Origin of the sequence: Rhizobium sp. M10, assembly GCF_002531955.1 — a bacterium.
Classification (GTDB): Bacteria; Pseudomonadota; Alphaproteobacteria; order Rhizobiales; family Rhizobiaceae; genus Rhizobium; species Rhizobium etli_C.
In genome coordinates this window covers 59,251-72,757 of sequence record NZ_NWTA01000001.1, presented here as the reverse complement: position 1 = coordinate 72,757, position 13,507 = coordinate 59,251, and the positions used below count along the sequence as shown (strand labels likewise).

Sequence of the window (13,507 nt, the reverse complement as noted above, 5' to 3'; positions counted from 1 at the left end):
AGGGTTAGGGTGAGGGGCAACCTCCCGGCATGCCCGATGTCTCAGAGCCCCAGCATCCGCCGGTTCGCCGCCTGATCGGTGCCGCTGCCGGCGAAATCGTCGAAAGCTTTTTCGGTGACGCGGATGATATGGGCGGCGACGAATTCGGCCCCTTCGCGGGCGCCGTCCTCGGGATGCTTCAGCGCGCATTCCCATTCGACCACGGCCCAGCCGTCGAAATTATTGGCCGTCATCTTCGAGAAGACGGCGCCGAAATCGACCTGGCCGTCGCCGAGCGAGCGGAAGCGGCCGGCGCGCTCCACCCAGCCCTGATAACCGCCATAGACGCCCTGGCGCCCGGTCGGATTGAACTCCGCATCCTTGACGTGGAACATCTTGATGCGGTCCTTGTAGATGTCGATGTTGTCGAGATAATCGAGGCACTGCAGGACATAATGCGAGGGATCGTAGAGCATGTTGGCGCGCGGATGGTTCTTCACCCGCTCCAGGAACATCTCGAAGGTGATGCCGTCATGCAGGTCTTCACCCGGATGGATCTCGTAGCAGACGTCGATGCCGTTTTCGTCGGCATGGTTGAGGATCGGCGTCCAGCGGCGGGCAAGCTCGTCGAAAGCGGTCTCGACCAGGCCGGCGGGGCGCTGCGGCCAGGGATAGATGAACGGCCAGGCAAGCGCACCGGAGAAGGTCGCATGCGCCTTGAGGCCGAGGTTTTTCGATGCGGTCAGCGCCATCTTGACCTGCTCGACCGCCCATTCCTGGCGGGCCTTCGGATTGCCGCGCACCTCGGGGGCCGCGAACCCGTCGAAGGCTTCGTCATAGGCCGGGTGAACGGCGACGAGCTGGCCCTGCAGGTGGGTGGAAAGTTCGGTGATCTCGATGCCGTTCTCGCGGGCCTTGCCGGCGAATTCGTCGCAATAATCCTTGGATGTCGCAGCCTTCTTCAGGTCGATCAGCTGGCTCGCCCAGGTCGGCACCTGCACGCCCTTGTAGCCGATATCGGCCGCCCATTTGGTGATGGCGTCCCACGAATTGAAAGGCGCGGCATCGCCCGCGAACTGGCCAAGGAACAGGCCGGGGCCCTTGATCGTCTTCATGTCAGATTCCTCCCTGAATATCGACCGTAAACGTTTCTGGAAACTTGTAGCACGCAATTCTGCGGGCGCAAGGCGCCTCTTCGCCCTCGCTCTCGGATCTGGCGTGAGCCCGGATGCGATATGGCTGCGAGCTAATCATGATGGGCTTTGACGGGCAAGAGGTACGTGCAGCATTTTCGGCAGCATGCCGATGGAAAAATGGAAACGCGCCCATTCTGTCGAATGGGCGCATATCTCCAATCGCTATCAGAACGGCGAATCCGGGAAGTAGAAGTTCTTGGCATTCTCCTTGGTGACGAGCGTCGCGTCGAGGATGTAATTGCCGTGGACCGGCACCTGATCGTAGAGCGCAGCCGCCGTCAGTTCCATCGCCGTGCCGACCATTGCCGGCGGATAGAGAACGTCGACCGGGATCAGCTTGTCGCCGTCCATGACCTTCTTGATCATGTCCTTGGAGCCGGCGCCGGCAACGACATACTGGATGTCGGTGCGCTTGGCCTGCTCGATCGCCTGCAGAACGCCGACCGCCATATCGTCGTCCTGGCACCAGACGACGTCGATCTTCGGGTACTTGGTCAGATAGTCCTGCATCACCTTGAAAGCGTCGTCGCGGTTCCAGTTGCCGTACTGGCGGTCAAGAACCTTGACCTTGGAGCCGGCGATACCCTTGTCGAAGCCGTCCTGGCGCTGCTGGTCGATCGGGATCGGCAGGCCGCGGATGACGACGACTTCAGCCTCCGGCGTCTTTTCGGCAATGTACTTGCCGGCGACTTCGCCGAGCGCCGGATTGTTGCCGGCGACATAGAGGTCGCGCACGGAGTTGTCGTTGTTGGACGGTGCGCGGTCGACCAGCGCCACGAACTTGCCCTTGTCCTTGACTTCCTTGATGGCGTTGACGAGCGGATCCGGATCCGATGGCAGGATGACGAGGGCGTCGATGCCCTGCGTATCAAGGTCCTGCACGGCGTTGGCCTGCGTCGCGGCATCCGGCGAAGTCTTGACGATGACGTTCAGGCCCGGATGTTCGGCCATCAGCTTCTTGGCAACGCGCTCGGCGTGGAACACGACCCCGGAAGTCCACCCGTGGTCGGCGGCCGGAATGGATACGCCGATCGTGTAGTTCTTGTCCTGGGCGTAGGCTGCGCCGGCAAAAGCCACCCCCGCAACCGCCAGACCCAACATGAGCTTGCGCATGCTATTTCCTCCCAAAAATATCAGGGACTTGTCCAATTCGAGCCGGGTGCCCTGTAAAGCCCGACCAATTCCAGAAGCCGGCTTGCCTTACGATTTGCGCACCAGTGACCGCTGCACCAGCATGGCGATGATGATGATCGCACCCTGGATCGCGCCGATCAGATATTCGCTGATGAAATTCGAAAGCAGCATGATGTTGCCGACGAGTTCGAGAATGAAGGCGCCGCAGATCGTGCCCCAGACGCGGCCGGCGCCACCCTTGAGGGCCGTGCCGCCGACGACGACGGCGGTAATGGCCTGCAACTCCCACAAGATGCCGGTCGTTGCCGAGGTGGAGCCGAGACGCGGCACGTAGAGCAGCACGGCGATCGCCACACAGAGGCCTTGGATGACGAAGGCAATGGTGCGCACGCGATTGACCGCAATGCCGGAATAGCGCGCGACGTCGCTGTTCGAACCGACAGCGACGACATGACGGCCGTAACGCGTGCGGTACAGGATGAAGGCCGCAATCGCAGTCACGACGAGGATCACCACGATCGGAACCGGAAGACCGAGGATATTGCCGAAATAGGCCGGACGATAGAGCGTCTGGATGTCGCTCGAGCGCAAGGTGATTGCGCCGCCCTGCGACAGCCAGGTCGTCAGGCCGCGATAAATGCCCATGGTGCCGAGCGTGGCGATGAAGGGCTCGATCTTGCCGACGGTGGTGATGAGGCCGTTGGCGAGGCCGCAAAGAGCCCCGGCAATGACGGTGAACAGCACGGCAGCCGTCAGCATCAGCACCGGATCGGCAATGACGCCCGAATTGATCAGCAGGATCATCAGACTGGCGACGAAGGCCACCATCGAGCCGACGGAAAGATCGAGGTCTCCGGCCGAGATGACGAATGTTGCGCCGACGGCGATAATGGCGATGAAGGCGCAGCGCGTCGCGACGTTGGCCAGATTGGTGATGCCGATGAAATTCGGATTGACCAATGCGCCAACGATGAGAAGCAAGGCCAGGGCGGCAAAGGGTGCAACCGCGCGCAGATCGACGTCACGCCAGGATCTGCGCCGGATTTCCCTGGTCTCTTCGTTAACACTCATATCCAAAACCAACCTCCCGCCCCAGACTCTGGGTACGTTATCTATTGCCCGCTTCGCCGAAGTCCCGCTCCGCCTTCACGCGGCCGCCTTCTTTTTCAGCCCGGCGGCGTAGCGCATGATCTCCTGCTCGGAGATCTCATCTCCCTCGAGCACGCCGACGATATGCCCTTCGCGCATCACCGCCACCCGCGTGCAGAGGCCGATGACCTCCGGCATCTCCGAGGAAACGACGATGATCGACCGGCCGTCCCGGGCAAGCGCCGAGATGAAATGATAGATCTGCTGCTTGGTGCCGACGTCGATGCCGCGCGTCGGCTCGTCGATGATGACGATGTCGGGATCGGTCTCCATGACCTTGGCAAGCAGTAGCTTCTGCTGGTTCCCGCCCGACATGCGGCCGGCGATGATATTGCCATCGCGAACCCTGATGTCGAAGCGTCGCTTGGCCTTCGCCAGCGCCGCCGCTTCGCTGCTCGGGCTGAGATAGCCATGGCGAGAATGCCGCCCGAGCGATTGCAGCGTCAGATTGGCCATCATGCCGGAGCGCAGCAGCAGGCCCTTCGACTTGCGGTCCTTGGTCATGTAGGCAAGCCCGCAGCGATTGGCGGCATGCACGTCGCCGGAGGGAACGTTTTGCCCCTTGATGACCACTTCACCCTCAAGGCGGGTTCGCAATCCGGCGATCGCCTCCATCAATTCGGTGCGGCCGGAGCCGATCATCCCGGAGAAGCCGATAATCTCGCCCTTGCGCACCTCAAAGCTCGCATCCCTGACATAACCGGTCGACACCGAGGAAACTCTGAGGACGACCTCCTCGTCGACATCGGGCTCGACCTTGGCGGGATAGAGGCTGGAAAGCTCGCGGCCGACCATCAGCTGCGCGATCGATTCCCCGTCGAGGATTGATGTCGGCGACGTCTTGATCCACTGGCCGTCGCGCAGCACCGTCACCCGATCCGTCAATTCCATCACCTCATCGAGCTTATGGGAGACGAAGACGAAGCTGGTGCCCTGGTCGCGCAGCTTGCGCACCTGCTTGAAGAGCATGCTTGTCTCTTCCCGCGACAAGACGGCCGTCGGCTCGTCCATGAACACGACGCGCGCATCGCGGCTGATCGCCTTGGCGATCTCGACCATCTGCTTGTCGGCGATGGAAAGCGTGCTGATCAGCGCATTCTCATCGACATGCGAACCGAGCACGTCGAGAACCTTGCGTGTCTCGGCGCGCATATATTTGCGGTCGAGCACACCGAAACGCGTGACTTCACGCCCGAGGAACAGGCTTTCCGTCACGGTCAGATGTTCGGCGAGATTGAACTCCTGGTGAATGATGACGATGCCGAGCGCTTCCGCCGCCCCATTGGGCGGCAGGATAACGGGCTGGCCGTCGAGCAGAATCTCGCCGGAGCTCGGCTGCTCGAAGCCGGACAATACCTTGACGAGGGTGGACTTGCCGGCGCCGTTTTCACCCATCAGCGCATGGATTTCGCCGGCACGGAGATCGAAATTGACGCTGAAGAGCACCTGCACGCCGCTGAAGGATTTGCATATGCGCCTGGCGGACAGCACCACGGGTGCGGTGTCGGCGATCTCCACGGTCATCATGCCCTCCCCCAAGAGCGCCTTGCATCCGGCAGGACGCACGGCGCCGCTCCATCACCTTGAACTAGCGCACATTTCCATTCTGAAAACCGTTCTCGATCCTCAGAGCTCTGCGCTTGCGGCTCCCGTCCGCTTTGAGCCTTATGTAAACCTTTACATCAGGCATGTAAAGGTTTACATCGTGGATTTACACAGATCCGCTGAAGCTTGCCTTTGACCTCTCGGCGAGTCTGTGTAGTGTCGCGGCGAAGACAGCCCCAAGGCAGAACGCAGTGTCGAATTCCACGCCCGCAACAATCGAAGACGTCGCCCGGATCGCCGAGGTCTCCATCGCGACGGTTTCGCGGGCGATCCACACCCCGGAGAAGGTCGCCAACTCGACGCGGCTTAAAGTCAATCAGGCGATCGCCGTCACCGGCTACACCACCAATGCCATGGCGCGCAGCCTGAGGCTCGGGCGCTCCAACATGATCCTGGTGGTGGCGCCCGACATCGGCGATCCCAATTTCTCCAATATTCTCGTCGGACTGGAGAACGAGGCGCGCGCCCACGGCTACGGCATCCTGATCGGCCACACCCAGAACGACGCCCAGCGTGGCCTGGAATATCTGAAGTTCTTCAACTCCAACCAGGCCGCCGGGCTGATCCTGTTCACCGGCATCCTGCCCTTCGGCCATCAGACGATGACCGCCCGGCTGCCGCCGAGCGTCGGGGTTTTCGAACCGGTCTTCAACGGCGGCATTCCCTATGTCGGCGTCGACGATACCGAGGGGGCGCGAAAGGCGGTGGATCTGCTGCTGGCCGAAGGCCATCGCAAGATCGCCTTCATCGGCGATTCGCGCACCCGGCTTGCCTATGTCAGGCGCCGCATGGGTTACAATGCCGGCCTCGACGCCGCCGGCGTCCCGCCGGATCTCAGGATCGTGCTCGAAGGCGACGGCACGATCGAAAGCGGCCGGCATGCGGTCGAACAGCTCTTCATGCGCGACACGCTCCCGACCGCCTTCATGTGCGTGAACGACCAGACGGCAATCGGCGTGATGATCGGGCTCGGCGCGCGGGGCTATGATATTCCGCGGGATTTCTCGGTGACCGGTTTCGACGACGTGCCGCAGGCCGTCTTCATCTCCCCGGCGCTGACGACGATCCGCCAGCCGCGAACGGCGATCGGCAAACAGGCGATGGCGCTGCTGTTGGAACTCTTGTCCGATGGTCGGCCGGCCGAGACGGAAATCCTGCTGCGGCCGGATCTGGTGGTTCGAAACTCCGTCTCCGCACCGTCGCGCCAATGGTTGAAGCGCTGAAGACGCTATAATAGCCGGCTACAAAGAGCTGCGCCGGCGACCGCTGGCCGCCGGCGCACCTTATCAGACGTAACGGTTGACGACGTTCTCGAGCAGTTCCTGCTGACCGGATCTCGGCTGCGGGTTGACGTCCTTGGTCTCGACCCAGTTGGTGATCTCATCCAGCGAGTATTCGCCGCGGAAGAGCTTCTGCGCCTCGGCGGTTTCCCAGCCGGCATAACGATCGGCGAGCGGCTGCGACAGGGCCTTGTCCTCGATCATCTTGGCGGCGGCCTTCAGGCCGCGGGCGCAGCAATCCATGCCGCCGATATGGCCGATCAAAAGGTCTGCCGGATCGAGCGACTGGCGGCGCAGCTTGGCGTCGAAGTTGGTGCCGCCGGTCTTGAAGCCGCCGGCTGCCAGAACGTGGTAATAGGCAAGCGCCATTTCCGGAACATTGTTCGGGAACTGATCGGTGTCCCAGCCGGACTGATAGTCGTTGCGGTTCATATCGATCGAGCCGAAGATGCCGAGCGCATTGGCGAGCGCCAGCTCGTGCTCGAAGGAATGGCCGGCCAGGATCGCATGGCCCTGCTCGATATTGACCTTCACCTCGTTTTCCAGGCCGTGCTTCTTGAGGAAGCCGTAAACGGTCGCGACGTCATAGTCATACTGGTGCTTGGTCGGCTCCTGCGGCTTCGGCTCGATCAGGATCGTGCCCTTGAAGCCGATCTTGTGCTTGTATTCGACGACGAGGTTGAGGAAGCGGCCGAGCTGGTCGAGCTCGCGCTTGAGGTCGGTGTTGAGCAGCGTCTCGTAACCTTCGCGTCCGCCCCAGAGCACGTAGTTCTCACCACCGAGCTTCTGCGTGGCGTCGATGCAGGTCTTCACCGTCGCGGCGGCGAAAGCGAAGACATCGGGATCCGGGTTGGTCGCAGCACCCGACATGTAGCGCCGGTTGGAGAAGAGGTTGGCCGTGCCCCACAACAGCTTGGTGCCGGTCGCAGCCTGCTTCTCGGCGAAATAATCGACGATCTCGTTGAGGTTCTTGGTGTTTTCGGCGAAATTCTTGCCTTCAGGCCGCACATCGGCGTCATGGAAGCAGTAATAGGGCGCGCCGAGCAGCGAGAAGAATTCGAAAGCGACGTCGGCCTTGAGCTTGGCAGCCTTCATCGTGTCTTCGAACCACGGGCGCAGGAAGGTCTGGCCGCCGAAGGGATCGCCGCCCGGCCAGGTGAAGGTGTGCCAATAGGCCACCGCGAAGCGCAGATGGTCTTCCATGCGCTTGCCCATGACGATCTCGTCCGGCTGGTAATGACGGAAGGCCAGCGGATTGGTGCTGTCAGGGCCTTCATATTTGATCTTCTGGATATCGCCGAAAAATCCGGTGCTCATGTCAGGTCTCCTTGGGTTCTCGTAGTTCAGTCTGATCGTTCATGCCGTTCAGCCCCCTCATCCGACCCTTCGGGCCACCTTCTCCCCCAGGGGAGAAGGGGAACGAGGCGCCGCCGCGAATCTCTTCTCCCCAGCGGGGAGAAGGTGCCGGCAGGCGGATGAGGGGGCCGCTGGCTCCAGTTTCAACGCGCCAGCGATTTGATCGCCGGATAAAGCGCCCGGTAACGCGTATAGGCATCCTCGTAAGCGCCGCTCAGCGCCGACACCGGTTCGATCGTGCCTGATGTCACCGGCGGCGTGCAGACGGCAATCGGATCGGCACCCGTCGCGGCAATCAGGCCGAGGCGGGCTGCGCCGAAGGCTGCGCCGAAATCGCCGTCGGCGGGCAAATCGACCGGAACGCCGAGGGCAGTGGCGATCGACGCCAGCCAGTAGCGCGAGCGCGAACCGCCGCCGATCGCCGTGACGCGGGAGATGCCGGTGCCGGCCGACCGCAGCGCTTCGAGATTGTCGCGGATGGCGAAGGCGACACCTTCGAGCACGGCCTGGGTCAGCACGGCGCGGCTGCTTTCATGTTCCAGCCCGATGAAGGCGCCGCGGATGACGGCATCATTGTGCGGCGTACGCTCGCCGGAAAGATAGGGCAGGAAGGTGACGCCGGTCGGCGCCTTCAGCGTCTCGCCGAGTTCGCCGGTGAGATCGGCGGCCGACTTGCCGGTCACGCCGGAATGCCAGTTGAGCGCATCGGTCGCCGACAGGATGACGCCCATCTGGTGCCAGGTATTCGGCAGCGCGTGGCAGAAGGCATGCACGGCGCTTTCCGGCTTCGGCAGATAGGAGCCGTTGGCGGCAAAAAGCACGCCGGAGGTGCCGAGCGAGACGAAGGCGGCGCCATCGCTGACGGTCCCCATGCCGCAGGCCGATGCGGCATTGTCGCCCGCGCCGCCGGCAACGACGACATTGCCCGATATGCCCCACTGTGCCGCGAGGTCGGAGCGTAGTCTGCCGGCCGGTGCCGTGCCTTCGACAAGCGTCGGCATCTGCTCCTCGGAAAGGTGAGTGGCCGCGAGCAGATCGGACGACCAGGCACGCTTGCCGGTGTCGAGCCAGGAGGTGCCGGCCGAATCCGACATTTCGGAAATATATTCGCCAGTCAGCCACAGACGCAGATAGTCCTTCGGCAGCAGCACCTTGGCGACCTTCGCGAAAATGTCCGGCTCATGCTGCCTGATCCAGGCGAGCTTCGGCGCCGTGAATCCGGGAAAGACGATATTGCCGGTGAGTGCGCGGAAGCGCGGATCGGCGTCGAGGGCGGCGGCCTCGACATGACTGCGCGTGTCGTTCCAGAGAATGCAGGGGCGCAGCACCTTGTCGGCGGCGTCGATCAACGTCGCGCCGTGCATCTGGCCGGAAAGGCCGATACCCCTCACCGCGGCAAGCTCTTTCGGGTGTTTCGCCATAAGACCGGCGACGGCCTCTTGCGTGGCGCGCACCCAATGGGCCGGCTCCTGCTCCGACCAGCCGGAATGCGGACGCGAAACGTCGAGCGACCCATTGGCCGAGCCGACGATCGTCTGATCGCCGTCGATCAGCATCGCCTTGACGCCGGAGGTTCCGAGATCGAGACCGAGATACATGGGGTTGCTCCTTTGCCGTTACGGCAGATTGTCTTTCAGGAATATGTCGAGACGGATGCGCTCCTGCGCGTCGATGACCGGGAGCCCGTCCGCCTTGGCTTTCAGCACGCGGATCGCGCTGCGCACTTCGTGGCCGGCGTCCTGATTGAGGATCGCATCGATCGTATTGTCGATCAGCGCCGCCCGCGTATAGGTGGTCAGTTCATGGGCGATGACGGTCAGCGTCCGGTCGACGGCCTTTTCCTTCAGCGCCCGGATGAGGCCGCGATTGCCGGCGCCGAGGCTGTAGACGCCGACAATGCCGGCATTCCTGGCAAGCGCGCCGGCGACGAGCATATGGGCGATCTCCGGATCGTCACGGCCTTCGAGCACCGGCAGGATCGCCAGGTCGGGAAACTCCTCGGCCATGACTGCGGTGAAGCCCTCCAGCCGCTCGCGATGGTCGCGCACCAGCATGGATCCGGCGAGCACGGCGATCTCGCCCTTTCGCGGCCCGAGAAAGCGGCCGAGCAGTCGTGCGGCCGTGCGGCCGGCCGCGATATTGTCGACGCCGGCATAATGGTGGCGCAGCGAGCCCGTCAGGTCGGACACCAGGGTGACGATGGGAAAACCCGCATGCACCAGCCGGTCGACGGTGGCGCGCACCTCAGGTGCATCGGTCGCGACCATGGCAACGCCGCAAGGCTTTTCCCGAGAGAGCTCTTCGAGCACAGCGACGAGAGCGGCCGGATCGAAGGCCGACACCTCGACGGTGCGAATATCGGTGCGCTCGGCAGCCGAACGGAGGATCGCTTGCCGGATTTCCCCATTGAGCCCGTGCATGAAGGAATTGTCGCTGGCCGGCAGGATGAACACGAGCGGATAGGTGCGGCCCTTGGCGAGATTGGCCGCAGCCACATCCCTGATATAACCGAGCTCGCGGATCGCGGTCTCGACCTTTTCGCGCGTAACATGGCGCACACCCGGACGCCGGTTGAGAACCCGGTCGACGGTTGCGAGACTGACCCCGGCAGCGGCAGCGATATCGTGAACTGTTGGCCTCATCATTCCTCCTGATGAGACCATTAACGCCAATTTTGATGTACGTAAATCAAAAAAACGAACGGGTGACTCGCGCATCGCGTTTCCCGCATCGCCGCCGGCCTGGAGCCGGTCAGCAGGTCGATTATTGGCTGATCGCATAGAGGCTGGAAAACTGCAAACAAAAAGGTCCTCCGGAGAGGACCTTTTCATGGGGCGGCAGGCCGGAGGTCAGTGGCCGCCACCGCCTCCCCCGCCTTGCGGCGCGGGTTTCTGGATCATCGCGACTCCAAGGATCATCGCGACGAAAAGTGCGGTCAGGATCAGGAAGACATCGCTGAAAGAGAGGATGACCGCCTGTTTGGTGGCAAGCCCGACCATCTGCTTGATCGCGACCGAGGCGCCGTCCATGCCGTAGCTGTTGAAATTGGCGGCCATGTTGTTCATCTGGTCGATCGCCGTCGGATTGCCCCAGTCGATATTTTCCCGCAGCCGCTCGTAATGCACGTCCTGCCGGTTGGTGAGCACGGTATTGATGACGGCAAGACCGACTGCGCCGCCGAGGTTTCTGGTCAGGTTGAACAGGCCGGACGCGCCGCGAATGCGCGAAGGCGGCATCGTACCGAGCGCGATGTTGTTGATCGGCACCATGCACATCATCAGCCCGAAGCCGCGCAGGATCTGCGGGATGAAGAGCTCGTAGAAATCCCAGTCCGCCGTCAGATGGATCATGATGTAGGTGCCGGCGGCGAAGCTGACGAAGCCGATCACCATCATCAGGCGCAGGTCCATCTTGGTCGACAGCCGGCCGGCGATCGGCGCGGTGACGAACATCGCAAGGCCGGAGACGAACATCGTCTCGCCGATATCCAGCGAATCGTAGCCGCGGATGCGCTCGAGATAGACAGGATAGATATAGGTGAGGCCATAAAGACCGATACCCATGACGAAGGAAAACACCGAGCCGAAGGAGAAATTCCGGTTGGCAAAGGCCTTGAGGTCGACGACGGGGAAATCCACCGTGAAGGCGCGATAGAAGAAGACGATGGCCGCAGCTCCGGAGGCGACGGCGGCAATCGCGATGGAACTGTCGTTGAACCAGTCGTTCGAATTGCCCTCTTCCAGCACATATTCCAACGTGCCGAGGAAGAGGCCCATCGACACCAGTCCCCACCAATCGAACTTTTTGAACAGCGACAGTTCCGGCTTGTCGAAATCGATGAAGTTCCAGGTGACGATGGTGACGATGATGCCGGGAATGATGTTGACCAGGAACAGCCAGTGCCAGGAGAAGGCGTGGCTGAGATAGCCGCCGACCGTCGGGCCGATCGTCGGCGCCAGCGTCGCGATCAGGCCGATGATCGGAGAGACGATGCTGCGCTTCGACGGCGGGAAGATCGTGAAGGCGGCCGCGAAGACCGATGGGATCATGCCGCCGCCGATGAAGCCCTGGATGACGCGATAGACGATCATCTGGTCGATATTCGTCGCCGTTGCCGCAAGCGCGCTCGCCATGGTGAAACCGGCCGCCGAGATCGCGAAGAGATAACGCGTCGAGATGATGCGCGCCAGCGTGCCCGACAGCGGGATCATGATCACTTCAGCGATCAGATAGGCCGTCTGCACCCAGCCGATCTCGTCCGAGCCGGCCGAAAGGCCGGCCTGGATTTCCGCAAGCGAGGCCGAGACGATCTGGATGTCGAGGATCGACATGAACATGCCGAGCACCATCGCGAGGAAGGCGATGAGCTTCCTCGGATCCATGCGATCCTCAGCATGGGCAGGTAACGCCGGAATCGTCCCCGCTGTTGCTGTCGCGCTTCCGGCCATCGGACCACCTCCGCCTTGTCTAAAGGCTTACTTGCTCGGCGCCGTGCGGGTATCGACGTCGACGACGACGCTGAGGCCCGCGCGCAGACGCCCGCTGTCGAGCGCCTCCTGCGGCAGCGCGATGCGCACCGGCACGCGCTGGATCACCTTGGTGAAGTTGCCCGTCGCATTTTCCGGCGGCAGCAGCGAGAAGACCGAGCCGGACGCCGGCGAGATCGATTCAACGGTGCCGACGATCGGATGGTCGTCATAGGCGTCGACATGGACGTTGACCTTCGAGCCGGCAACGAGATGCTGGATCTGCGTTTCCTTGAAGTTGGCGTCGATATAGAGCTCACGAACCGGAACGAGCGCCATCAGCCGCTGGCCGGGCGAGACGAGATCGCCTTCCTGGACCGAGCGATTGCCGACGATGCCGTCGTAAGGCGCCTTGAGCACGGTGAAGGAGAGATCGCGGGTGGCCTTGTCGCGCGAGATTTCCAGCGCCCGAACCGAGCCTTCGGCTTCCTTGCGCTGGGCCTGAAGAATGGTGATATTGGCTTGTGCAGCGGTGATGTTGGCGTCGCCGCCGGCAAGATTGGCCTTGGCCTGGTCGAGCGCGATATTGGCGTTGTCGAGATCGGCAGCGGTGCCGACCGACTTCGCCTGGAGCTCGCTCTGGCGTTTCTGGGTGATTTCGGCACCACGAACGGCCGCTTCGAGTGCCACCTTCTGCGCCCGCGCCTGCGCAAGGCTTGCATTGGCGCCTTCGATCTGCGCGTCGATACGCTGCAGCGAAAGCTGTTCGGTGGCGATCTGGGCCTGCGCCTGATCGAGGGCGTTCTGATAATCGCCGTTATCAAGCGTGGCAAGCACGTCACCCGCTTTGACTTCCTGGTTGGCGACCACATTCACCTTCGCGACGTAGCCCGTGACCTTTGGCGAAATCGTTGCGATATCGCCCTCGATATAGGCGTCGTCGGTCGACACCATGAAGCGGCCGTTCGTCCACCATTCGTAACCATACCAGCCGCCGCCCGCCAGCAGAGCGAGCACGACGATCGGCAGCACCGGACTGCGGCGCTTCTTCGCAGCCGCGGGTGCTGCGACCGAAGCCGGCGCCGACGGCGCGGGGGCGGACGGCTTTTCCAGGGCTTCCGCCGTCGGAGCCTCCACAACAGTCGCGACCTCGGCCTTGACCTCTTCGGCTTCGGCGTTTTCGCTGACGATGCGCGCGACGTTGCTTTTCTGGTTGCTCGACATGGCCACTTACCGATCTTGGAGTAATTGATCGAACTGAACGGTTCGGTTCAGTTGACATAAACCTGTTTTACCGTCATATCAAGATGCATAGAACCAATCGGTTCGATTTCTTTTAAGC

General features: G+C 62.4%; 10 protein-coding genes. 1 reads left to right on the top strand and 9 read right to left on the bottom strand.

Annotated features, from left to right (window positions below; genetic code table 11):
• Nucleotides 1–41: 41 nt before the first annotated feature.
• From CO671_RS00330 to CO671_RS00315, 4 genes are all read right to left on the bottom strand, one after another.
• On the bottom strand, nt 42–1,094 hold the full coding sequence (locus tag CO671_RS00330; RefSeq protein ID WP_003566650.1) for a sugar phosphate isomerase/epimerase: 1,053 nt from the start codon (nt 1,092–1,094) through the stop codon (nt 42–44).
• 246 nt (nt 1,095–1,340) lie between these two features.
• On the bottom strand, nt 1,341–2,288 hold the full coding sequence (locus CO671_RS00325; RefSeq protein WP_097580447.1) for a substrate-binding domain-containing protein: 948 nt from the start codon (nt 2,286–2,288) through the stop codon (nt 1,341–1,343).
• 87 nt (nt 2,289–2,375) lie between these two features.
• Nucleotides 2,376–3,380: an ABC transporter permease gene (locus tag CO671_RS00320; RefSeq protein ID WP_097603872.1), complete on the bottom strand. Its 1,005-nt coding sequence runs from the start codon at nt 3,378–3,380 to the stop codon at nt 2,376–2,378.
• A gap of 75 nt (nt 3,381–3,455) precedes the next feature.
• Complete coding sequence (locus tag CO671_RS00315; protein ID WP_097604070.1) at nt 3,456–4,982, bottom strand: sugar ABC transporter ATP-binding protein; 1,527 nt, start codon at nt 4,980–4,982, stop codon at nt 3,456–3,458.
• Nucleotides 4,983–5,254: 272 nt separating this feature from the next.
• Here CO671_RS00315 and CO671_RS00310 point away from each other — a divergent pair, with 272 nt between their 5' ends.
• Nucleotides 5,255–6,286: a LacI family DNA-binding transcriptional regulator gene (locus CO671_RS00310; RefSeq protein ID WP_097603871.1), complete on the top strand. Its 1,032-nt coding sequence runs from the start codon at nt 5,255–5,257 to the stop codon at nt 6,284–6,286.
• Nucleotides 6,287–6,349: 63 nt separating this feature from the next.
• On the opposite strand, the gene xylA is transcribed toward CO671_RS00310, so the two are convergent.
• The 5 genes from xylA to CO671_RS00280 all read right to left on the bottom strand — a co-directional run bounded on the left by xylA (nt 6,350) and on the right by CO671_RS00280 (nt 13,389).
• Nucleotides 6,350–7,660 carry a xylose isomerase gene (xylA, locus tag CO671_RS00305; protein WP_097603870.1) on the bottom strand — a complete coding sequence of 437 codons (1,311 nt, stop codon included), beginning with the start codon at nt 7,658–7,660 and terminating at the stop codon, nt 6,350–6,352.
• 182 nt (nt 7,661–7,842) lie between these two features.
• Nucleotides 7,843–9,297 carry a xylulokinase gene (gene xylB, locus CO671_RS00295; RefSeq protein ID WP_097603869.1) on the bottom strand — a complete coding sequence of 485 codons (1,455 nt, stop codon included), beginning with the start codon at nt 9,295–9,297 and terminating at the stop codon, nt 7,843–7,845.
• A gap of 18 nt (nt 9,298–9,315) precedes the next feature.
• Nucleotides 9,316–10,341 (bottom strand): LacI family DNA-binding transcriptional regulator, encoded by a 1,026-nt coding sequence (locus CO671_RS00290; protein ID WP_097603868.1) that lies wholly within the window; start codon nt 10,339–10,341, stop codon nt 9,316–9,318.
• 207 nt (nt 10,342–10,548) lie between these two features.
• Nucleotides 10,549–12,147, bottom strand: a complete 1,599-nt coding sequence (locus CO671_RS00285) for a DHA2 family efflux MFS transporter permease subunit (protein ID WP_097603867.1) — start codon at nt 12,145–12,147, stop codon at nt 10,549–10,551.
• A gap of 27 nt (nt 12,148–12,174) precedes the next feature.
• On the bottom strand, nt 12,175–13,389 hold the full coding sequence (locus CO671_RS00280) for an HlyD family secretion protein (protein WP_097603866.1): 1,215 nt from the start codon (nt 13,387–13,389) through the stop codon (nt 12,175–12,177).
• Nucleotides 13,390–13,507: the final 118 nt, after the last annotated feature.

Excerpts from the sequence above, each read along its gene's own strand:
- CO671_RS00330 (WP_003566650.1), bottom strand. The coding sequence starts at position 1,094 with ATGAAGACGATCAAGGGCCCCGGCCTGTTCCTTGGCCAGTTCGCGGGC.
- xylB (WP_097603869.1), bottom strand. The coding sequence starts at position 9,297 with ATGTATCTCGGTCTCGATCTCGGAACCTCCGGCGTCAAGGCGATGCTG.
- CO671_RS00280 (WP_097603866.1), bottom strand. The coding sequence starts at position 13,389 with ATGTCGAGCAACCAGAAAAGCAACGTCGCGCGCATCGTCAGCGAAAAC.
- CO671_RS00290 (WP_097603868.1), bottom strand. The coding sequence starts at position 10,341 with ATGAGGCCAACAGTTCACGATATCGCTGCCGCTGCCGGGGTCAGTCTC.
- xylA (WP_097603870.1), bottom strand. The coding sequence starts at position 7,660 with ATGAGCACCGGATTTTTCGGCGATATCCAGAAGATCAAATATGAAGGC.
- CO671_RS00320 (WP_097603872.1), bottom strand. The coding sequence starts at position 3,380 with ATGAGTGTTAACGAAGAGACCAGGGAAATCCGGCGCAGATCCTGGCGT.
- CO671_RS00285 (WP_097603867.1), bottom strand. The coding sequence starts at position 12,147 with ATGGCCGGAAGCGCGACAGCAACAGCGGGGACGATTCCGGCGTTACCT.
- CO671_RS00315 (WP_097604070.1), bottom strand. The coding sequence starts at position 4,982 with ATGACCGTGGAGATCGCCGACACCGCACCCGTGGTGCTGTCCGCCAGG.
- CO671_RS00325 (WP_097580447.1), bottom strand. The coding sequence starts at position 2,288 with ATGCGCAAGCTCATGTTGGGTCTGGCGGTTGCGGGGGTGGCTTTTGCC.